Origin of the sequence: Paludibaculum fermentans, from assembly GCF_015277775.1 — a bacterium.
GTDB lineage: Bacteria > Acidobacteriota > Terriglobia > Bryobacterales > Bryobacteraceae > Paludibaculum > Paludibaculum fermentans.
Genome location: NZ_CP063849.1, coordinates 7518548 through 7539052, shown reverse-complemented (window position 1 = coordinate 7539052; position 20505 = coordinate 7518548). Strand labels below are relative to the sequence as shown.

The window sequence follows — 20505 nt, the reverse complement described above, 5'->3', positions numbered from 1 at the left end:
CGATCTGAATTGGGTAGGGGTGAATGCGCACTCTCTTTTTGAATCCTCCTTCGTTTGAAGGTTTCGACGGCGGAGCCAGCTCGCGCTGGCCGGCCACGCGTGAAATCGAGTCTTACTGGTATCCTGTCTGGCTTTGTTATCCCGCCGGCCTGCTGCCCGATTCAAAGGTGGTCGACGCACCTCCGCATAAGGTCAGCATCGAGCAGACCGTCGCCATGGCGAAGGACTTCGAGCTGCTCGTGCTCTTTACCTCCACGCCGGGCTTCGACGTGGACGTGAAGATGGCCCGGATGATGAAGGACGTCAACTCGAAGCTGAAGGTCTGCTTCGTGGGACCGCCCGTCACCACGGAACCGGAAAAGGCCCTCAAGGAATCGGCCATCGACTTCGTCGTCCGCCGCGAGTTCGATTACCAGATCGTCAACTATGCCAAGGGCACGCCGCTCTCGGAACTGCCCGGCGTCAGCTACCGCAAGAACGGTGAGTTCGTCCACAATCCGGAAGGCGGCTACATCGAGAACCTCGACGAGCTGCCCTGGGTCACCAAGGTCTACAAGCGCGACCTGGACTTCCGCCGCTACAACGTCCCGTTCCTGCTGAACCCCTTCATCTCGCTCTACACCTCGCGCGGCTGCCCGGCCATGTGCACCTTCTGCCTCTGGCCGCAGACCCACTCCGGCCACCGTTGGCGCCTGCGTTCCGCCGACGACGTGGTGAACGAGGTCCGCTGGGCGAAGGAGAACTTCCCGGGCCTGAAAGAGATCTTCTTCGACGACGACACCTTCAACTACAAGGGCGCCCGCACCATCGAGCTCTGCAAGAAGCTGGCGCCCCTGGGCGTCACCTGGTCCTGCACGTCGCGCGTCACCACCGACTACGACACCTTGTCGGCCATGAAGGATGCCGGCGGCCGCCTGATGATCGTCGGCTACGAGTCCGGCGACCAGCAGATCCTCAAGAACATCAAGAAGGGCGCCACCATCGACATGGCGCGCCGCTTCACCCGCGACGCCCACAAGCTGGGCCTGACGATCCACGCCGATTTCATCGTCGGCCTGCCCGGCGAGAGCCGCGAGTCGCTCCGCAACACGATCAACTTCGCCAAGGAGATCGATTGCGAGACCATCCAGGTCTCCATCGCCCATCCTTACCCCGGCACCGAGTTCTACGACTACGCCCAGAAGAACAACCTGATCCAGCTCGGCGCTTCGATGACCGATGAGACCGGCCACCAACTGCCGAACATCGTCTACCCGGGCCTGAACCGCGGCGAGCTCGTGGAATGGGTCCAGCGCTTCTACGACGAGTATTACTACCGTCCGAAGGCCGCCTTCCGCGTGGTCAGCAAGGCCGTCATGAACGGCGACGTCAAGCGCCTGTACAAGGAAGCGCGCGAGTACCTGAACCTGCGCAGCAAGCGGAAGCAGTTTGTGGCTGATCAGCAGGCCAGCACGGCCGCCGCGCGGATGGCGAACGGCGACTAGTACGGCAATGAAACCCGCCACCCTGCTCCTCACAGCGGCGGTGGTCGTGTTGAACGTCCTCGGCAATTTTGCGCTCAGCTGGGGTATGAAGCACGCCCCAGCCAGCGCAGGCCCCATCCTGTCCCTGCTGCAGCCCTTCGTCATCCTGGGCATCGTCATGCTCATCGCCTGGACCCTGCTGCGCATTAAACTGCTGGGTCTGGCCGACCTCAGCTTCGTGCTGCCGGTCACCGCCGTCGGCTATGTCCTCAGCGCCGTGATGGGCGCCGTCTTCCTGCACGAGCATGTCTCGTTGCAGCGCTGGAGCGGCACCCTGCTCATCTTCGCCGGAGCTGCCCTGACCGGCCTCACCCCCGCCGAGACCAACGGGAAACCCAAGCCATGAACCCTTGGATCTTCGTCGCCGGTGTCGTCTTCTCCACCGTATGTGCCGACTTGTTGCAGTCGCACGGCATGCGCCGCGGCGGCGCCAACTGGAAGGTGCCGCTCTCCTTCGTCTTCCTGGCCACCTCGTTCTTCTCTTTCACGCAACTGCTGGCCGTGGCCGACCTCAGCTTCAGCGTACCGGCGACAGCGGCCAGCATCGTGCTCGAAACCATCCTGGCGAAACTGGTTCTCAAGGAGAACGTGGACCTCCGCCGCTGTCTCGGCGCTGGCCTGGTCGCCGCCGGAGTCTTCCTCCTCTCGCATTGAAGTTGTATTCATAAATGCTGTCCCTCGCCATCCTTATCGCCGGTGCCGTTGCGGTGGGCTACCAGGCCACGGCGCTGCTGGCCTGCCTGATCCACTGGGGCGTCGCCCGCCTCCGCTACCGCAAGCCTCCAACTGGACCCAGGCCGCCCATCTCGATCCTCAAACCGGTGCGCGGCCTGGACTCCGGCTTCGCCGCGGCCATCCGCAGCCATGCGGAACAGGACTACCCCGAATACGAGATCCTCTTCGGCGTCCGCGACCTCGACGATCCGGCCGTTCCGGCGATCCGCTGCCTGATGGAGTCCTACCCCAAGCTGCCCATCCGGCTCATCCACTGTCCGGCCGACGCGCCCAACGGCAAAGTCGCCATCCTGCTGGAACTCGAGAAGCACGCCAAACACGCCGTCCTGCTGGTGAACGACGCGGATATCTCAGTGCCGCGCGACTACCTGCAGAGAGTCGTCAGCCCGCTGGAAGAGAAGAAAACAGGCGTCGTCACCTGCCTCTATCGCGCCACCGCCGCCTCAGTGGCCGGGCAATGGGAAGCCCTGGGGATTGCCACCGACTTCATCCCTTCCACCCTGGTCGCGCCGCTGGTGGGCGTGAAGGAGTTTGGACTCGGCTCCACCCTCTGCTTCCGCGCGGAGGACCTCAAAGCCATCGGCGGCTTCGAGTCCCTCAAAGACTACATCGCCGACGACTATCAACTCGCCAAACGCATCACCCAATTGGGGCGGCACTCGTTCCTGTCCGAGGTGACGGTAGCCACGACGCTCTCCGATCCGGCCTGGCTGGGCGTGTGGAGGCATCAGTTGCGCTGGGCCCGTACCATCCGCGTGTCGCGCGGCGGAGGCTACCTGGGCCTGCCGGTCACGCAGGCCGGACTTTGGGCGCTATTGAACATCCTCGCCGGACACTATTCCATGGCCGTGGTCCTGGTGGTGGCCCGCGTCAGCATGGGTGTCACCGGAGGGTTTTTGGTGCTGCGCCACTGGCCGGCCCTCTTCGCCGCGGCGCTCATCCCCCTTTGGGACCTCTGGGCGTTCGTCGTCTGGCTGGCGGGCCTGATGGGCCGGACGATCCACTGGCGCAACGGCAAGGCCGAACTCCTGCCCGACGGCCGCATGCAGCCCCTGGATTGAGGACTACTCGCGGCAGATGCCGCGCTTGCTGCTGCGCACGAACTCGACGAGATGCAGCGTGTGCGGTGTGGGCACTTCCGCTTCAATGCGCGCCAACGCATCTTCCAGCTTGAGATTCGAGCGGAACAGCAGCTTGTACGCCGCCTTGAGCGCGGAGACCTCCGCCAGCTTGAAACCCGCCCGCTTCAGCCCCACCAAGTTCAGCCCTTTGGCTGCAATGTTGAAGTCGGAGTACATAAAGAACGGCGGCACATCGCTGTTGACCCTCACGTTCCCGGCGATCATCGCCAACCGTCCAATCTTCGAAAACTGGTGGACCACGACCCCGCCGCTGATGAATGCCTGGTCTTCCACCTCCACATAGCCCGCCAGCAGCGAGCAGCTCGCCACCACGATGTTCGACCCCACAATGCAGTTGTGCGCGATGTGGCCCGAGGTCATCACGAAGTTGTCGTTGCCGACGATGGTCTTGCTCTCAGGCGCGGTGCCTCGCGAGATGGTCCAATGCTCGCGGATCTTGTTGCCGTTCCCGATGATCAGGTAGCTGCGCTCGCCCGTGAAGTTCTTGTCCAGCGGATCCGTGCCCAGAATGACGCCGGCCGAGAATTCGTTGCGGTCGCCGATCGTAGTCCAGCGCTTGACGAGGACATACGGCTCCAACAGGCACCCGGCGCCAATCACGACATCCTGCTCGACGACAACAAACTCACCAACTCTTGTTTGCGGCCCAATGACGGCGTCCGGGTGGACTCGGGCCGTCGGCGCCACATAGGCCGAAGGATCAACGGGCATAAACTAATAATGATACAGGTCCCTGCTGGGACAAGGAGACAAACCGATTGCTGGTGCGTGAGATTGCAGAGCAACTGAGCGCGACATTCGAAGGTGATGGCGAGCGGACGATCGAGGACGTCGCACCTCTCGATTCGGCCGGCAGCCATCAGATCTCATTTGTCGGAAACCGCCGCGCGGCGCGGGATGCCCAGGCATCGGCCGCCGGCTGTCTGATTGTAGCCCTGGACTTCGCCAACACCGGGGGGCGCACCGTGATCCGCTGCAAGGACCCGCGCGCGGCCTTCGCGAAAATCATCCCCCGCCTCCGCAAGCTGGAGGCGCCGCAGCCCGGCATCCATCCCACCGCCGTCATCGGCAAGGACTGCCGCATCGGCGAGGGCTGTACCATCGGCCCCTACTGCGTGCTGGGCGATCGCGTCCAACTCGGACCGCACAGCCTGCTCCATGCCCACGTCACGATCTACTCGGACGTCTCCATTGGAGCGCGCGCCCTCATCCACTCCGGCGCGGTCCTCGGAGCCGACGGCTTCGGCTTCGTCTTCGAAAACGGCCGTTATTCCAAGTTCCCCCAGATCGGCCGGGTCGTCATCGGTGACGACGTCGAGATCGGAGTGGGTACGGCAGTCGACCGCGCCGCCCTGGGCATTACCAGCATCGGCGACGGATCCAAGCTCGACAACATGGTCCACATCGGCCACAACTGCCGCGTCGGAAGGCACGTAGTCATCGTGGCGCAAACGGGCATGGCCGGAGGCACCGTCATTGAGGACTATGCCGTCATCGGCGGCCAGGTCGGGCTGGGAGACAACGTGACCGTCAAGTCGGGCGCCGTGCTCGGCTCCGGCGCGGGCGTCCTGTCCTCAAAGATCATCCGCGGCGGCGGCGAGGTCTATTGGGGCACGCCCGCCCGCCCCTTGAAGGAGTACCTGGAGGCGTTGGCGAACGTTGCCCGCATCCCGCAGCTCAAGCGCGAACTGGCTGACCTGCAGGAGCGGTTGAAGGCATTGGAAAAGAAGGACGAGTGAGGATCATCGTGGGCGGCCTGGGGCGCAAAACGGGCAAAACCACGCTGGTCTGCCGGATCATAGCCCTTTCCCGCGACCGCCAGTGGACCGCGGTGAAGATCTCTCACCACCAACCGCCCGGCGGAGCGCCTTACAGCCTGCAGGCCGATGACGCGGCGGGCGACACCAGACGCTTCCGCGAAGCCGGCGCGCACAGGACATTCTGGCTGCAAGGCGATCTGGCCAGCGCGCTGCCCGACCTCAAGGCGCTATTGGCCGACACGCCCAACTGGATCGTCGAATCCGGCGCGGCGCTCCGCCACCTGGAACACGACTTCGCCCTGCTGGCTGTCGATCCGGCGCACATTGAGGATGAAAAGGTTCTCGGACTACTCGACCGAGGGGAAGTGGACGGATAGCGCCAGCATCTGTCCTTCCGCCATCGCCTGCAGTTGCCCGGAGCAGTAGGTGACAATCCGGCGCACACCGCTGCCGGGCGGAGGCGGATCGATGGCACGCAACAGATCATCCAGTTCAGCCTCAACCTCGGCCTGAATGTCCAGGCGGACGAACCCGGCCTCGTTCTCGATATTCACCCGGATTGGATCCCTAGCCTGCGCCACGCCGCGAAAGAAGGCAAGCAGGTGCTGGCAAAAAGCGTGGGTTAACTCAGCCGGCATCAGCGCCCGCGTCAGCGGCTCCGCCAGGCAGATCTCGAGGTTCCGCTCCTCGTGCAACGCCATCTCCGTACCGATGCGGATCAGGTGGTCCTGCAGGCAGACAGGCGCCAGTTCGGTGCCCTGCAGCCGCAGGGCCAACGCGGCATCTTCAATCAGCCAATGAGCGTGCTGCACCATGCGCCGCAGCCGCTCGCATTGCAGCTGGATCTGCGGCGATTCGGCGGCCAGGACCATGTCCAGGTAGTACGCAATCGACTCGATCCCGCTCAGCGGCTGGCGCAGTTCGTGAGCCAGGTGACGGAGCATCTGCTCCTGGTCTTCATGCACGGTTAAGGACCTGTCGACTCCGGATGCCATAATCAGAACTCCCAAAGAATAGCACCTCACCGCCGGCCGGGGTGCCGCTCCTCGTGGTCCTCTTTGCCTTCCAGGTGCGTGATGATTTCCACGGGCCGGTCGAGGCATGCCGCCAGCTCGGACTCCAACTGCGTAGCCGTCGCATGGGCCTGCCCAATCGGCAACGAATCCGGGAATAACAGATGCAGTTCCACCAGCACCCGGCCGCCTGTCTCACGCAGCCGGAATTCGTGATACTCCACGCCCAGCTCAACCACCAGGGCATCCAGCCGGGCGCGCAGCAGCCGTTCCGTCTCGGGGTCGGCGTAGTCCAGCAGGCCGCGCGCGCTGGTCCACATCAACACGCCGCCGGACCACAGGATATTCGCCGCCATGACGATGGCGCAGATGGGATCGAACGGCTTCCAGCCTGTGATCATCACCAGCACCAGCCCGACGATGACACCGAGGCTGGTCCAGCAGTCCGTGAAGACGTGCTTCCCGTTGGCAACCAGGATGATGGAGTTGTTCCTGCGGCCGGTGCGGATCAGATACCAGCCCAGCCCGCCGTTCAGCAGGCCGGCCGCCAGCGTGATCAGGGCGCCCAATCCAAGCGCTTCCAACTGCAGCCCCTGCATCCACTTGTAGATGGCCGTGACGATGATGGCCACCGCCGCGGCAGCGATCAGCGCGCCCTCAAACCCCGCCGAGAAGAACGTGATGCGCTCGTACCCGTAGTGGAACCGCTCATTCGCCGGACGGCGGCTCAACCACAGGCTGAAGGACGCGAAGGCGACAGCGGCCAGGTGGATGACCGACTCCAGGGCATCGGAGAAGATCGCGGACGATCCGGTGAGCAACCAGGCTCCGGACTTGGCCAGAAGCATGGCCACGCCGGTCCACAGCGACAGCCGCATCGCAAATACGGGAGCATCGGAGCCCTTACTCTGCGTCACTGCGTCATTGTACTAGATGGCTCTCCGGCAGCATATGCCGCGGGCCGTCAGTTCGTCCGGCTGGCCCGTTCCGCCACCACGGTGACCTGCATATCGCTGGCCAGCCGCACCACCTTCATCACGAAGTCGCGCAGCACCACCAGGCCCACCAGCCGCTTGGCCGGCTTGGACAGGAAGATCTGCGTCACTCCATTGCGCCGGGCGAACTCGACCAGCGCTTCCGCCGGATCCTCGCCCTCCAGCACACGCGTCTCCACCCGCAGCTTGCGAGCGAACTCCAGGTGCTCTTCCATGGCCAGGCGGGCCGGCGCCGGCAGTTGCCTCAGATCCGCCACAGGCAGGATGCAGACGGCGAAGCAGTCCGCCTGGAGGTAATCGGCCACGCGGCGGCCGCGCCGGATCAAGGCCGCCGTCGTCGGAGCCTCCGAGATATGAATCAGGATCTTCTCCCTCGGCGCGGCAGTGCCGCCGTTCACAGCATGATGCGCCGGATGCACCGGCAGTTCGATCTCACTCTGACGTATGTCCACTTCGTGTGCCGCCTGTCGCATGGCCAACTCCCGGAGCGCCGCCAGGGCCGGCTCCTTGAAAAAGTTCTTGATCGCGCGCTGCGCCTTGTCCGGCGCATAGACCACTCCGCGCTGCAGCCGGTTCAACAACGCGGTGGGCGGCACATCGACCAGCACCAACTCCGCCGCCTGCTTCACCACCCAATCAGGTATCGTCTCCCGAACCTGGATGCCCGTGATCTCGCGCATCTGGTCGTTGAGGCTCTCCAGATGCTGGATGTTCATCGTTGTAAACACGTCGATGCCGGCCTCCAGCAGGACCATGACATCTTCCCAGCGCTTGCCTCTCTCCACGCCCGGCACATTGGTATGAGGAAACTCGTCTACCAGGCAGATCTCCGGCCTCCGCGCCAGAATCGCCGGCGTGTCCATCTCCTCGAAGACCCGGCCGCGATACTCGATGTTCCGCCGCGGCACAAGCTCCAGCCCTTCCAGCTTGGCGATGGTGTCCTGCCGGCCGTGCGGTTCAAAGTAGCCCACCACCACGTCGTGGCCTTCCTTCCGCAGTTGCTGGCCCTCTTCCAGCATCTTGAAGGTCTTGCCGACCCCGGCCGCGTACCCGAGAATGATCTTCAACCGCCCCGCCGGACGGGGCGACGGCTCAGTCACATTGCCCCTCCAGAATGGGGAAAGATCCTGACGTCGATGCCATCGGACTCCAGGATGAGGCGTTCCACCGGATTGGGCCTCCAACTGTTCCACCACTTCGTGCGCTGGCTGTGGCCCACGAAGATCTGCGTGACGCCCTGCTCCCCCGCGAATTTGAGGATGGCGCCCACCGGATCCTCCCCATGCAGCACGTGCACCTGTGCCTTCGCCTCCCGTGACAGCGACAGGTTCGACTCCAGCGTTGTGCGGTCGTCTTCATCCAGGTCACTCTGCTCGACGTACACGGCGTACAGCTCCCCGTGGAACCGCTCCGCCTGGCGGCGCGCGCGGCGGATCATCAGCGCCGCATTGGAGCGCGGTGTCAGGCAGACCAGAATCCGCTCATTCGCGCCGTAGTGCTGCTCCACACCGTTCCGGTGCAGATACTCTTCCAGCTGATGATCCACCACTTCCGCCGCGAGGAGAAGCGCAATCTCCCGCAGCTCCGAGAGCTGCCTGGACAGCTCTTCCGGTGCCACCATCACGCCATTCCGGCTGTTCGCACGGTCCACGCAATACTCAGGCGGAGCGTCCACGATCTCAATCTCATCCGCCGTGAGAAGGAAGGCCAGGGGGACCGACTCCTTCACCACACGCCCGCGGATGGCTTCCACCTGCTCCTGGCGCTCGGCCACATATTGCAGGTTGATCGAAGTGACCACGGAGATGCCGTTGCGCAGCAACTCCTCCACATCCTGCCAACGGTAAGGGTGCTTGGAGCCGGGCGGATTGTTATAGGCCAGGCCGTCGATCAGGCAGACGGAGGGATGGCGTTTCCGGATGAGCTGGACGTCCAGGGCGGGCGCACCGAGATCCATCCGCGGCGGGATGACCTCAAAACGATCGATCAGCTCCTCCACGTCCTCGGACACGGCATGCTGCGCGGCGGCCACGACCACGTCCTGGCCGCGCTCCTTCCGCCGCCGGCCCTCGTCCAGCATGCGAAACGACTTCCCCACCCCGGAGGCGTAGCCCAGGAAGATCTTGAGCTTCCCTCGCCGCAGATGGCGCTCTTCCAACTCCGCCTGCCTGAGAAACGTCTCGGGACTTGGCCTGCGATCCACTTCAGTCATACACCGCTCCATCCTTCATCTGTTTGCCGGGGCGATCGTTACCGGGCCAGCGGGAACCTTTGATCCATCGCCATATTCAGGGCCAGCACATTCACGCGCGGCTCGCCCAGCATGCCCAGGTCGCGGCCTTCCGTCGCCTGCTCGACCAGGGCTTTGACCTGCTCCACACCCACGCCCCGGGCGGACGCGACGCGGGCCGCCTGGGCCAGCGCCGCCGCCGGAGTGATGTGCGGATCGAGGCCGCTGCCACTCGCCGTGAGGATGTCCGCCGGAATCGGCTCGCTGTAGCCGGGATTCTCCTTGCGGAACTGGTCCGCCGAGGCCTTCACCCGATCCACCAGCTTCTGGCTGGTCGGCCCGAGATTCGAGCCGCTGGAGGCCGACGCGTCATAGCCGTCGGAGCCGGCCGCCGAGGGCCGCGGATGAAAGTAGCCCGGCTTGCTGAAGTTCTGGCCGATCAGGTTCGAACCCACCACCTGGCCATGCAGGGAGACCAGGCTCCCGTTCGCTTGCCTCGGGAACAGCACCTGACACAGCGGCGTCACGATGCCCGGGTACGCCAGGCCCGTCAACACCGTCAACACCAGCGTCATTCGCAATCCGGGGAGGATTTGTTTCCACATATAAGCTCCTTACGCAAGCCTCAACACATGCACCAGTTGATCGATCAGCCAGATGCCGGGGAACGGGGCGATGATGCCGCCCAGGCCGTAAACCAGCAGGTTGCGGCGCAGCAGGCTGGCCGCCGATTCCGGCCGGTATTTCACACCGCGCAGCGCCAGCGGCACCAGCACGATGATGATCAACGCGTTGAAGATCACCGCCGAAAGCACCGCGCTCTGCGGGTTGTGCAGCCCCATGATGTTCAGCGCGCCCAAGGCCGGATACGTCGCCATGAACATGGCCGGGATGATCGCGAAGTACTTCGCCACGTCGTTCGCGATCGAGAACGTGGTGAGCGCCCCGCGGGTGATGAGCAACTGTTTGCCGATGGCCACCACTTCAATCAGCTTGGTGGGATTGGAATCGAGGTCCACCATGTTGCCGGCTTCTTTCGCGGCCATGGTGCCCGTATTCATCGCCAGCCCGACATCGGCCTGCGCCAGCGCCGGAGCGTCGTTCGTACCATCACCCGTCATCGCCACCAGGCGGCCGTCGCTCTGCTCCTTGCGGATGTAGGCGAGCTTGTCGGCCGGAGAAGCCTGCGCCAGGAAGTCGTCGACGCCCGCTTCGGCGGCAATCGCGGCAGCCGTCAGTGGGTTGTCGCCCGTGATCATTACGCTGCGGATGCCCATCGCCCGCAACTGGCCCAGGCGCTCTTTCATGCCGCCCTTGACGATGTCCTTCAGGTAGATGACGCCCAGCGCGCGAGCCCCATCGGCCACGGCCAGCGGCGTCCCACCCATCCTGGAGATGCGTTCGGAAATGGCGGTCAGGTCCTGCGGGACGCGGCCGCCCTGCTCCTTCACAAACTGGCAGATCGACTCGGTTGCGCCCTTGCGCAGCCGGCGCTGGTCGATATCGACGCCGCTCATGCGGGTATAGGCGGAGAACGGGATGAAGTGCGCCTCGTGGTGAGACACTTCGCGGCCACGCAGGCCGTACTTCTGTTTCGCCAGCACGACGACCGAGCGTCCTTCCGGAGTCTCGTCGGCCAGGCTCGACAACTGCGCCGCATCGGCCAGTTCGCTCTCGGTGACGCCAGGGACGGGGAGGAACTCCACCGCCTCGCGGTTGCCGATGGTGATCGTGCCGGTCTTATCCAGCAGCAGCGTGTTCACGTCGCCGGAGGCTTCCACCGCGCGGCCGCTCATGGCCAGCACGTTGTGCTGCATCACGCGGTCCATGCCGGCGATGCCGATGGCGGACAGCAGCCCGCCGATGGTCGTCGGGATCAGGCAGACCAGCAGCGACACCAGCACCGCGACCGAAGGGACAGAGCCCGTACCCGAGGCGCCGGCGCTGAACTGCGCGAACGGCTGCAGCGTCACCACGGCCAGCAGGAAGATCAGCGTGAGGCCGGCGATGAGAATGTTCAGCGCGATCTCGTTGGGGGTCTTCTGGCGTTCGGCGCCTTCCACCAGCGCGATCATCCGGTCGAGGAACGTCTCGCCGGGGTTCGACGTGATCTTGATGCGAACCTGGTCCGACAGGATCTTCGTGCCGCCGGTCACCGCGCTGCGGTCGCCGCCGGACTCGCGAATCACCGGAGCGCTTTCACCCGTGATCACTGACTCGTCGACGGTCGCGATGCCTTCGATCACTTCCCCGTCGCCAGGGATGATGTCTCCGGCTTCGCAGATCACCACGTCACCGGCGCGCAGCATGGAAGCCGCCACCGACTCAGTGGCACCGCCCGACTTCACGCGCTTGGCCACGGAATCGGTCTTCGTCTTCCGCAGGGCATCAGCCTGCGCCTTGCCGCGCGCTTCTGCCATCGCCTCGGCGAAGTTGGCGAAGAGGACCGTGAACCACAGCCACAGCGAGATCTGCGCGGTGAACCCGATGCCGCCGGCGCCGGTCGCCAGGTCGCGCACCAGGAACACGGTGGTCATGACGGCGCCCGCTTCCACCACGAAGATCACCGGGTTCTTCAGCAGAACCTTCGGGTTCAGCTTGACGAACGACTCGATGATGGCCCGCCGCAGGATCTGCGGATCGAAGAGAGGACGGGCGTGCGCCAGTTTCTTGGGCAGCAGTTCGCCGCTTTCCACTGGTTGCTGCGGTGTCTCCACCGGTACATCTTTAGTAGCTTGCGGCATGTTAGAAGAGCCTCCCCTGTTGCATCAGGAAGTGTTCGACGATCGGGGTTAGCGAGAGCGCCGGGAAGAACGTCAGCGCGCCAACAATCACCACAGTGCCCGCCAGCAGGCCCACGAACAGAGGGCCGTGCGTCGGGAACGTACCGCTGGTCACCGGCACGCGTTTCTTGGCAGCCAGGCTGCCCGCGGCGGCCATCAGCGGGATGATCATCAGGAACCGGCCCACCAACATGGCCAGGCCGATGGTCAGGTTGTACCAGGGCGTATTCGCACTGATGCCCGCAAAGGCGCTGCCGTTATTCGCGGCGCCGCTGGAGTAGGCGTAAAGGATCTCCGCCAATCCGTGCGGGCCGCTGTTGTTCAGGTTGCCCACGCCCGGTCCATACGACCCGTTCCAGTAGGCATCCTTCGGGAACTGGATGACGGCCGTGATGCCGGAGAAGAGCAGGATGGCCGCCGAGGTCGCCAGCATCGCGAGCATGGCCATCTTCACTTCCTTGCTTTCGATCTTCTTGCCGAGGTACTCCGGCGTGCGGCCCACCATCAGGCCGGCGATGAAGACGGCCACGATGGCGAAGAGCAGCATGCCGTAGAGGCCGGCGCCCACACCGCCGAAGATGACTTCGCCCAGGTGCAGGTTGAACAGCGGCACCAATCCGCCCAGGGGCGTGAAGCTGTCGTGCATGCCGTTCACCGCGCCGCAACTGGCATCGGTGGTGATGGTGGCGAAGAGTGCGGTTGCGGCGATACCGAACCGCACTTCCTTACCCTCCATGTTGCCGCCCGGCTGGTTGGCCGTGGCCGCTGTCTGGATACCCATCTTCGCCAGGATCGGGTTGCCCGCCTGCTCAGAGGCGTAAAGCGCGAAGACTCCGGCGAAGAACAGCAAACTCATTGCAGCGAAGAGCGCCCAGCCCTGCCGCGTATCCCCGACCATGCGGCCGAACGTATAGGTGAGTCCGGCCGGGATGATGAAGATCATCAGCATCTGCACGAAGTTCGTGAGCGGGGTCGGATTCTCAAACGGGTGGGCCGAGTTCGCATTGAAGAAGCCGCCGCCGTTGGTGCCGATCATCTTGATGGCTTCCTGCGACGCCACCGGACCCTGGGCCAGAACCTGCGTCTTGCCCTCAACGGTCGTCACCTGCGTATACGGGCTCAGGTTCTGGATGACGCCCTGCGAGCACAGGAACAATGCGCCGACCAGCGACAGGGGCAGCAACAGGTAGAGCGTGCCGCGCACCAGGTCGACCCAGAAGTTGCCGAGCGAGGAGGCCTGCTGCCGGGCAAAGCCGCGGATGACGGCCACGGCAATGGCGATGCCGGCCGCCGCCGAAGCGAAGTTTTGCACCGTGAGTCCGGCCATCTGCACCAGGTAGCTGAGCGTGGTCTCGCCCACGTAGCTCTGCCAGTTGGTATTCGTTACGAACGACACGGCGGTATTGAACGCCAGGTCCGGAGTCATCGCGGTCGCGCCGCTGGGCGCGTGGGCTCCGGAGAAACCTTGCGGATTCACGGGCAGCACGCCCTGCAGCCGCTGCAGCAGATAGAGGACAACGAAGCTGAACAAGCTGAACGAGAGCAGGCTGGCCGTATATTTGGTCCAGCGCTGCTCTTCCTTCTCATCCACGCCGCCCAGTACGTAGATGAGCCTCTCCACGGGCCGCAGCAGCGGGTGCAGGAAGGTCCGCTCACCCGCGAACAGCCGCGTCATGAAGGCGCCCAGCGGTTTCGTCACGGCGAGGATCACCGCGAAGAAGACCAAGATTTGAAGTACACCCAGTGTAGTCATGACAATTCCCTTAGAAGCGCTCCGGCTTCAACAACGCATAGATCAGGTAGAGGAACAGCAGCACAGCAGCGATCCCCGCGATCACGTAGTCCATCTCGACTTTCCTTTCTCCCAGCCCACAACCAGCCCCAGACTGGCCTGCCCGCGCCAGGCGGGCGCATCAAAGTTTTTCGCACGCCTTGGTGAACCACCAACAGGCGATAAAGAATGCCACCGCAATGGCCAAGTAGAAGAGATCGAGCATTGAGTTCCTCACTCTGGAGAAGAGAAGACCACCTGATGCCCGGCGGAGCGCAGCCGCGCGGCCAGCCGGTATTTGCGCGAAGGCCACCAGCCCCGGGAGCCGCCCATCACGACGACGGAGCGCGGCTTCAGCGCCGCCCCGACCGCCTGCCAGTGATCGCGGCAACGCCTCACATCAATGCGCGTCTCCAGTTGGCTGTCCTCGAGGACAACCTGGAATTCGCGAATCAGGTGGCCGGACGAAACAGGCGGTTCGTCCAAGGGCAGCGGGTACGGCACCACTTGCGGGACCAGCAGCCGGATGCTGGTGGCCACGCCTTGTGCCAGACGCCCTGCCGTGCGCAAGGCGCCAAGCGTCTCGCGGACAGTCGTAAACAACACGACGATCTCGAAGCAATGGGGCGCACTGCCATCACGACCGGTCTCGATCGCCCTGGCTTGCCCTGTGTCTTCCCGCTGAAACGCCCGCTGGGTGGTCATGTCCTATCTCCGATTCCGAGAATACGGAGCAGGCCATAAGGAAGTCATAAGGGCGGGCTAAGGATTCCATTGTCTTCTCCTTATGCCCGCCAAGTGCTTTATTTAGAGGGGATTGCGAAGCGGTAGCCGACCCACGGTTCAGTCAGCAGATACCTTGGATGGGACGGATCGAGCTCAATTTTCTTACGCAACTGGTTGATGAACACCCGCAGGTACTCCACCTGGTCGCCATAGTCCGGCCCCCAGACGGCCTGCAGCAGCTTGCCGTGGGGAATCGGGATATTCGGATTCGCCACCAGGTAGCGAAGCAGGTCAAACTCTTTTGGAGTGAGTCGCATCTCCTTGCCCTTGGCGGTGACGCGTCGCGTCGCGAGATTGATCTCCAGGTCGTCGAAGCGCAGGGAATCAGTGGTGCTCTCTTCACTCACGGGCAGGCGCCGCAGGGCGGCCCGGATGCGCGCCAGCAGTTCGGGCGTGCTGAACGGCTTGGTAATGTAGTCGTCGGCGCCCGCGTCCAGCGCCGCCACCTTGTCCATCTCCGTGCTGCGCACGGTCAGCATGATGATGGCAACCTCGGACGTGGCCCGGATCTCGCGGCAGGCTTCCAGCCCGCCCATCCCCGGCATGTTCATGTCGAGCAGGATCAGGTCGAAGCGCGACTCGCGCAGCCGCAGCATGGCCTCTTCGCCGCTGCGGGCGTCCTGCACCTCATAGCCATGCGTGGTGAGCGTCACGCGCAAGACGCGCCGGATCTGCGGCTCGTCATCCACAATCAGGAGCTTGCCGGAAGTCATACCCGGACCGCCTCCAACGGCAGCCGGAGGCAGAACTCCGCACCGGCCCCGGACGGGCCCTCAATGTGGAGACTGCCGCCGTGCGCCTTGAGGATCTCGCGCGCAATGTGCAGGCCCAGGCCCGTGCCCGGCACCTTCCCTTTCGACGTGTCTCGCCGGTAGTAGACCTGGAACACCTTCTCGCGCTCCTTTTCGGGAATGCCTTTGCCCTGGTCGATCACGCGGATCTCCAGGGCGCCATCCACCACCGCCGAGGTCAACCGGATGGGCGTCTCGGGCGGCGAGTACTTCAACGCATTGTCGATGAGCTGCCGCAGCGCCAGCGCGATCAGTTCGGAATCGAACTGGACGAGGGGCAGAGCCTCTGAGGCTTCCACCGTGGCGGAACGCCCCTCAAGCCTGGACTGGAAGGTCGAGAGCACGTGGGCGAGGAACGAGGGCACGTGCTGCGCCTGCTTCTCCACCAGCACCTTGCCAGCCTCGATCTGGGACATGCGCACGGCTTCGTTGACCAGCAGCGTCAGACGGTCTGTCTCCTCGTCGATGATCTCAGTGAACTCGCGGATATCCGGGGCTACCCGTTCCGGCTCACTGAGGATCGATGTGGAGGCGGCCTTGATCGACGTGAGCGGCGTCTTGAACTCGTGCGCGATCGCATCGAGCAAAGTGGACTTGAACTCCTCGCTTTGACGCGCCGCCTCGGCCTTGCTGGCGATCTCGGCGGACCGTGCCCGCTCCAGCGCAATCGCCACGAGGTTCGCCATGGCTTCCATCGCCCCGTCGGAGCACGACAGCCCCAGCAGCGCGACGCTGCCGATGGGCCGGCCGCCCAACGTGATGGGCAGGACAATCAGCAGCTTCGAGGCGTCCGAACTGCGCACGCCGTCCAGCGCCACACGCTTCAATGCCTCGTCGATGGTGGGCAGATCGCCGGCACCGCCGCGATAGACTTCGCCTTCCGCCGCGTCGTAGAGCGCCACGGCCGGACAGTCGAAGGTCTGCGCGATGAAGCGGGCGGCCTGCTGCCCCACCGGTTGAGTATTGTCGGTCAAGAGGATGGACCGGCTGAACGAGTAGAGCCGTTCCGTCTCCTGCTGCCGCTCCCGCGCCTCCACGGCCTGCATCTTGGCGCGATTCGACAGATGGCTGGCGACGAGGGCCGTAGCCAGGAACGCGCACAGCGCTACCCAGTTCTGCGGGTCAGCAATGGTGAAGTGCCCCACCGGCGGCAGGAAGAAGAAGTTGAAGCACAGCATCGCCACCACTGAGGCGGCAATTGCTTCACGCAGCCCCCAGGCGGTAGCCAGGCCCAGAACCACCAGGAGGAACGCGAAGCCCACGGTAGTGGCATTGACGCCCAGGACTACGCGAGCCACGGCGGAGACCAGCAGGACGAGGCCAACTCCGGCCAGGGACCGCAGCACCGTACCCCAAATGCCCAGCCGTTGCGCCCACGCGGTCATCGCCCGACCTCTATGATTGACAAGGTTCCGTCGCTCACTCTGTGATGATGGCACGCCTGCGCCACGGCGCAAGCGTGCATGGATTAGAGGTCAGTCGACCGCGAGATGTCCTTCAGGATCTCATCCCGCTCCTTCGAATTGAGCTCGGCTTTCAGGCGGCGCAGCGCGACGCCCACCACGTCGCGATGACGCAGCCGGTGTCCGGGCCCCGAAGCGGAAAGATCCCGCCACAGTTCGTGCAGGAGCTCAATGTCCTCGGGCCACAGACGCGGCGGGTGCGGCCCCAGGTTGACGAAACTCGGGCGTTCCGCCGGATCGTCGGGCACGACTTCCAGGGAGATGGCCGGCCTGGGTTCAGGCAGGCGTTCCCACTGAATGCCGATGGCGTGTCCCTGTTGCGCCGTGGTCAGCTTCGGCGAAGTCCCGATGACGATGCGCGACGATTGCAGCCGCGCGGCGGTTTCGACGAGGGCCCCGTTGGGATCGTCGCCGGGCACGGTGAGCAGCTTCACCGATTTGCCTTCCTTCTCCGCCAGGGTCACCACTTTGGTGAACAACTCGGATTCGCGGGCCGTGAAAGGGGCTTCTTCATCGGAGATGGAGACCGCCACAATGTCGATCTTGCGGATATCGGTCTTTTGGAGAACCCGGTGGAGGTGGTTCAGCCGGTTGGGATTGCGTACGGCCACCAGCACGTTGCCCGGCCGCACGTCGAGAATCTCGGCCGAGACGCCTTCCGAGTCGTCCAGGCGGAACTGCTCGTGCCCCGCGTTCGCGGCCAGGGCGCGCCGGCGGTTCAGCTTCTCGGAGACGGTGAAGAGGATGAAGAACGCGAGGGTAAAGATGACGCCAGACACGGTCGCGATCTTCTTCGTCAGTACGTTCGTGATGGCCAGCGTGAACAGCGACAACGCGATCAGGCCCAGCCCGACGGGAATCTCGACGCCCCCGACCTGCAGGTTCAGCGGCACCTTCCATTCCCTGGGCCGTTTGTCCTTGAAGCGCAGCACCAGCACCGAGGTCGCGTTGAAGGCGAAGCTCCATACGACGCCGAAGGCATAGGCTTCGCCGAGGAGGTAGACGTCGCCGCGGCTGAGGATGATGGTCACGATCTGCAGCCCGACGATCATGTTCACCAAACGGTGCGTCGTGCCGAACTTCTTGTGCGGGCTGCGGAACCAGTTGGGCAGGACGTTGTCTTCGGCCACGCGGTTCAGCACACCGTTCGAACCGATGATGGCGGTATTCACAGCACCGGACAGGATGAGGGCGCCGACGAACACCACGAAGGCGTGGAACAGCAGGCGCAGCGGCATGGGCCCGTCGAGATGCATGGCCAGGCCGCCGATCAGGTTGTCCAGGAACAGCTTGCGGTCTGTATCCGGGATGATCATGACCGCGAAGAACGAGACCAGGGAGGTGAAGACCAGGGAGTAGATGAAGATGACCAGGCCGGCGCGCTCAAGATTCTTGAGCTTGGGGTGGGCGATTTCGCGGTTCACCTGGGCCAGCGACTCCTCGCCGGACATAGCCAGCAGCGAGTGACCCAACCCGACCAGAATCGCCACGGCGGGAATCATCTGCACCCACGATCCGGGCAGCCAGCCCAGCGACTCCTCACTCAGCTTGATGTTGCCCAGCACCGGCATAGGCACGGCCTGGAAGTGGCCATGGAAGATGGTGTAGAGACACCAGGCGATGAGGATCACCACCATGAGCGTGGTGATCTGCATGATCCGCAGGGCCTTGTGGCTCGACTCGTGGATCCCGATGATGTTCTTGCGCCAGAAGTAGACGGTCACGACCAGGGCAAAGACCACGGCAAAGCCGGCATCGTTGATGAGGTGCTGCTGGTGGAAGAAGTGCTCCGCCGTCTCGTTGATCAGCCCGGCCAGATAGAGGCCGGCCGACACGCCGCTGATGGGGCCGGTGAGCACGTAGTCGAACATGAGCGCCGACACGGCCAACTTGGCCATGCGCGATCCGAGCGCCTCGTGGACGACGCGGTAGACGCCGCCGCGGACATACATGGCGCAGCCTTCGATATACACGGCGCGGACCGCGTAGGAGAAGAGCATGATGGCCAGGATGAACCAGGGGGCGGACTTACCGATGGCTTTTTCGGTGATGCCTCCGACGTAGTAGGCCGAGGAGGCGAGGTCGGAGAGCACAATGGCGGCAGCCCGCCAGAAGGAAATGAACGAGAGGGCAATCGTTGAGGCGATGACAACCCGGTTCGGGGTCATCGCCACTCGCGGTGACGCTTCCACAAACAGCTCCTTGCGCACGCCCCAAAGCGGGCCGCGGCTTCTCAATTCGTCTGCGAGGTTAGCTGACGGGCTCGGGCTGAAAAGTACCCTACGGCCAAACGCTGCCGATACGCCCCGGGACTTGGGTCCCCCGCCTTCCCACCTGAGCAGGAAGCTAGACTTTCCCAGATTAGCACCTCCCGGGCAGGGGCGAGACAGTCAGTCCAGGGAGGGCTTAGGGGCAGAGTAGCTGGCAAGGGCGAGCGTTCTGCGGATCAGGAGACGAGGTGCATTGGGGTGGCGGGGGGGACGGGGCGGGTCGTCTTTGGTGTGCTTCCGTGCTGCCGGAAAGGAACGGTCCATCTTCAAGAGAAGTGAGCCGGTCAGGGGACCGGCTGCCGACGAGGGCGTCCGCCCTCCCGGCGGGGTGGGCGGGCAACTGGCCACCGCCGGGTCGACGGGCCGGTGGCACAGGGCGATGAGAACGGGAAGAGATGGGTTTGATCCCTCAAAAGCTGTGGATTGCGGAGGAAGTGGGCGGGGTGGTCTCCGGTGCGCGCGGGATGAATTCATTTCCCGCGACGGGAGAAGAGCAGGGGAAGAAGTGGCTTTGATCCCTCACAATCTGTGGATTGCGGAGGAAGCGGGCGCGGTGGCATCCGGGCCAGGCGGAGTGAGTTCAGCCCTCGCACAGGGGAGAAGAACGGGGGAAGAAATGGCTTTGATCCCTCAGAAGTTATGGATGGCATATGCCACGGAGGGTCGGCCTTGGGTGCGCGCGGGGTGTCTACCTAACCGCCGTGGAGGAGAAGACAGAGAGAAGAAATGGGTTTGATCCCTCAAAGGTGGCGGATTGCGAGTGACGTGAGTGGTTCGACACCGGGCGGGTCGGGCGGGCCTGCCGTTGGTCCGGGAAAGGAAAGAAAGAGGGAATAAATGGCCTTGATCAACCATAATCCCGGCATTCGCTTCCCTTTCATGGCGTGAAGACGGACTCCTCCGGCGGAAGTGTGGAGGTTCTGAAGTCAAAGATCGGCTGGATGCGGACAGACCGCGGTGTCCAGTGGGCGGATTATAGCCGTGAGTTGGTGGGCTGCCGGGCGTGTGGCTCGCAAGTGGTGGGAAGTAGGGGAGATAAATAACCCGACCGGCGGTGAATGAAGATGGGTTAATGATGGAATTGAGATAAAAGTGGGGTCGTGGCGCGGATTTGTGGGCTGGCTCCCACCCGAGGAAGACGTCCAGGCGGCCGCCGGCGTGCCCTCGCCGTCAGTTCGGGCGGCTGCACGACGGCGGCCGCAGGGTCCTGTCGCAGGACGGCGCCCCCGCTTCGGCCGCAGGC

The 20505-nt window shown here is 64.1% G+C and carries 19 protein-coding genes and 1 riboswitch; of the genes, 6 read left to right on the top strand and 13 right to left on the bottom strand.

Annotated elements, in window-relative coordinates; genetic code table 11:
* The first annotated feature begins 23 nt into the window (after positions 1–23).
* Genes hpnJ through IRI77_RS29800 form a run of 4 tightly spaced genes read left to right on the top strand, consistent with a single transcriptional unit; the run spans position 24 to position 3319 of the window.
* Complete coding sequence (gene hpnJ, locus IRI77_RS29815; protein ID WP_194448607.1) at positions 24–1484, top strand: hopanoid biosynthesis associated radical SAM protein HpnJ; 1461 nt, start codon at positions 24–26, stop codon at positions 1482–1484.
* 7 nt (positions 1485–1491) lie between these two features.
* On the top strand, positions 1492–1869 hold the full coding sequence (locus IRI77_RS29810) for an EamA family transporter (RefSeq protein ID WP_194448606.1): 378 nt from the start codon (positions 1492–1494) through the stop codon (positions 1867–1869).
* On the top strand, positions 1866–2177 hold the full coding sequence (locus IRI77_RS29805; RefSeq protein WP_194448605.1) for an EamA family transporter: 312 nt from the start codon (positions 1866–1868) through the stop codon (positions 2175–2177). Before IRI77_RS29810 ends, IRI77_RS29805 begins: the two co-directional genes overlap by 4 nt.
* 14 nt (positions 2178–2191) lie before the next feature.
* Positions 2192–3319 (top strand): glycosyltransferase, encoded by a 1128-nt coding sequence (locus IRI77_RS29800; RefSeq protein ID WP_194448604.1) that lies wholly within the window; start codon positions 2192–2194, stop codon positions 3317–3319.
* Positions 3320–3322: 3 nt separating this feature from the next.
* Here IRI77_RS29800 and lpxA read toward each other — a convergent pair whose 3' ends face one another.
* Complete coding sequence (lpxA, locus tag IRI77_RS29795; RefSeq protein ID WP_194448603.1) at positions 3323–4111, bottom strand: acyl-ACP--UDP-N-acetylglucosamine O-acyltransferase; 789 nt, start codon at positions 4109–4111, stop codon at positions 3323–3325.
* Positions 4112–4164: 53 nt separating this feature from the next.
* On the opposite strand from lpxA, the gene lpxD reads away from it, so the two are divergent.
* On the top strand, positions 4165–5139 hold the full coding sequence (gene lpxD, locus IRI77_RS29790) for a UDP-3-O-(3-hydroxymyristoyl)glucosamine N-acyltransferase (protein WP_228486386.1): 975 nt from the start codon (positions 4165–4167) through the stop codon (positions 5137–5139).
* Positions 5136–5537: a P-loop NTPase family protein gene (locus IRI77_RS29785; RefSeq protein ID WP_194448601.1), complete on the top strand. Its 402-nt coding sequence runs from the start codon at positions 5136–5138 to the stop codon at positions 5535–5537. Before lpxD ends, IRI77_RS29785 begins: the two co-directional genes overlap by 4 nt.
* Here the strand turns inward: IRI77_RS29785 and IRI77_RS29780 are convergent.
* The 12 genes from IRI77_RS29780 to IRI77_RS29725 all read right to left on the bottom strand — a co-directional run bounded on the left by IRI77_RS29780 (position 5508) and on the right by IRI77_RS29725 (position 19229).
* Positions 5508–6155, bottom strand: a complete 648-nt coding sequence (locus IRI77_RS29780; RefSeq protein WP_194448600.1) for a HAMP domain-containing histidine kinase — start codon at positions 6153–6155, stop codon at positions 5508–5510. The genes IRI77_RS29785 and IRI77_RS29780 overlap by 30 nt on opposite strands.
* Before the next feature lie 26 nt (positions 6156–6181).
* On the bottom strand, positions 6182–7090 hold the full coding sequence (locus IRI77_RS29775) for a cation diffusion facilitator family transporter (RefSeq protein WP_194448599.1): 909 nt from the start codon (positions 7088–7090) through the stop codon (positions 6182–6184).
* A gap of 47 nt (positions 7091–7137) precedes the next feature.
* Complete coding sequence (locus tag IRI77_RS29770) at positions 7138–8268, bottom strand: histidine kinase (RefSeq protein ID WP_194448598.1); 1131 nt, start codon at positions 8266–8268, stop codon at positions 7138–7140.
* Positions 8265–9380 carry a histidine kinase gene (locus IRI77_RS29765; RefSeq protein WP_194448597.1) on the bottom strand — a complete coding sequence of 372 codons (1116 nt, stop codon included), beginning with the start codon at positions 9378–9380 and terminating at the stop codon, positions 8265–8267. The genes IRI77_RS29770 and IRI77_RS29765 overlap by 4 nt, the downstream gene beginning before the upstream one ends.
* 38 nt (positions 9381–9418) lie before the next feature.
* Positions 9419–10003 (bottom strand): potassium-transporting ATPase subunit KdpC, encoded by a 585-nt coding sequence (gene kdpC / locus IRI77_RS29760; RefSeq protein ID WP_194448596.1) that lies wholly within the window; start codon positions 10001–10003, stop codon positions 9419–9421.
* A 9-nt stretch (positions 10004–10012) separates the two neighbouring features.
* Entirely contained in the window at positions 10013–12142 is a 2130-nt protein-coding gene (gene kdpB / locus IRI77_RS29755; protein WP_194448595.1) for a potassium-transporting ATPase subunit KdpB, read from the bottom strand.
* A 1-nt stretch (position 12143) separates the two neighbouring features.
* Entirely contained in the window at positions 12144–13934 is a 1791-nt protein-coding gene (gene kdpA, locus IRI77_RS29750) for a potassium-transporting ATPase subunit KdpA (RefSeq protein ID WP_194448594.1), read from the bottom strand.
* Between the two features lie 10 nt (positions 13935–13944).
* Positions 13945–14028 (bottom strand): K(+)-transporting ATPase subunit F, encoded by an 84-nt coding sequence (gene kdpF, locus IRI77_RS38740; protein WP_194453844.1) that lies wholly within the window; start codon positions 14026–14028, stop codon positions 13945–13947.
* 158 nt (positions 14029–14186) lie between these two features.
* Positions 14187–14657, bottom strand: coding sequence for a hypothetical protein (locus IRI77_RS29740; RefSeq protein ID WP_194448593.1), 471 nt, complete (start codon positions 14655–14657; stop codon positions 14187–14189).
* 98 nt (positions 14658–14755) lie between these two features.
* Positions 14756–15451, bottom strand: coding sequence for a response regulator transcription factor (locus IRI77_RS29735; RefSeq protein WP_194448592.1), 696 nt, complete (start codon positions 15449–15451; stop codon positions 14756–14758).
* On the bottom strand, positions 15448–16914 hold the full coding sequence (locus IRI77_RS29730) for an ATP-binding protein (RefSeq protein WP_194448591.1): 1467 nt from the start codon (positions 16912–16914) through the stop codon (positions 15448–15450). Before IRI77_RS29730 ends, IRI77_RS29735 begins: the two co-directional genes overlap by 4 nt.
* 83 nt (positions 16915–16997) lie before the next feature.
* Positions 16998–19229 (bottom strand): APC family permease, encoded by a 2232-nt coding sequence (locus tag IRI77_RS29725; protein WP_228486385.1) that lies wholly within the window; start codon positions 19227–19229, stop codon positions 16998–17000.
* Positions 19218–19355, bottom strand: a riboswitch (cyclic di-AMP (ydaO/yuaA leader). (Overlaps the previous gene by 12 nt.)
* Positions 19356–20505: the final 1150 nt, after the last annotated feature.

What these genes read in the sequence shown, in the direction of transcription:
- kdpA (WP_194448594.1), bottom strand. Translation starts at nt 13,934, where the DNA reads ATGACTACACTGGGTGTACTTCAAATCTTGGTCTTCTTCGCGGTGATC.
- hpnJ (WP_194448607.1), top strand. Translation starts at nt 24, where the DNA reads ATGCGCACTCTCTTTTTGAATCCTCCTTCGTTTGAAGGTTTCGACGGC.
- lpxA (WP_194448603.1), bottom strand. Translation starts at nt 4,111, where the DNA reads ATGCCCGTTGATCCTTCGGCCTATGTGGCGCCGACGGCCCGAGTCCAC.
- kdpC (WP_194448596.1), bottom strand. Translation starts at nt 10,003, where the DNA reads ATGTGGAAACAAATCCTCCCCGGATTGCGAATGACGCTGGTGTTGACG.
- kdpB (WP_194448595.1), bottom strand. Translation starts at nt 12,142, where the DNA reads ATGCCGCAAGCTACTAAAGATGTACCGGTGGAGACACCGCAGCAACCA.
- IRI77_RS29800 (WP_194448604.1), top strand. Translation starts at nt 2,192, where the DNA reads ATGCTGTCCCTCGCCATCCTTATCGCCGGTGCCGTTGCGGTGGGCTAC.
- IRI77_RS29730 (WP_194448591.1), bottom strand. Translation starts at nt 16,914, where the DNA reads ATGACCGCGTGGGCGCAACGGCTGGGCATTTGGGGTACGGTGCTGCGG.
- IRI77_RS29735 (WP_194448592.1), bottom strand. Translation starts at nt 15,451, where the DNA reads ATGACTTCCGGCAAGCTCCTGATTGTGGATGACGAGCCGCAGATCCGG.
- IRI77_RS29740 (WP_194448593.1), bottom strand. Translation starts at nt 14,657, where the DNA reads ATGACCACCCAGCGGGCGTTTCAGCGGGAAGACACAGGGCAAGCCAGG.
- IRI77_RS29805 (WP_194448605.1), top strand. Translation starts at nt 1,866, where the DNA reads ATGAACCCTTGGATCTTCGTCGCCGGTGTCGTCTTCTCCACCGTATGT.
- IRI77_RS29765 (WP_194448597.1), bottom strand. Translation starts at nt 9,380, where the DNA reads ATGACTGAAGTGGATCGCAGGCCAAGTCCCGAGACGTTTCTCAGGCAG.
- IRI77_RS29780 (WP_194448600.1), bottom strand. Translation starts at nt 6,155, where the DNA reads ATGGCATCCGGAGTCGACAGGTCCTTAACCGTGCATGAAGACCAGGAG.
- IRI77_RS29810 (WP_194448606.1), top strand. Translation starts at nt 1,492, where the DNA reads ATGAAACCCGCCACCCTGCTCCTCACAGCGGCGGTGGTCGTGTTGAAC.
- kdpF (WP_194453844.1), bottom strand. Translation starts at nt 14,028, where the DNA reads ATGGACTACGTGATCGCGGGGATCGCTGCTGTGCTGCTGTTCCTCTAC.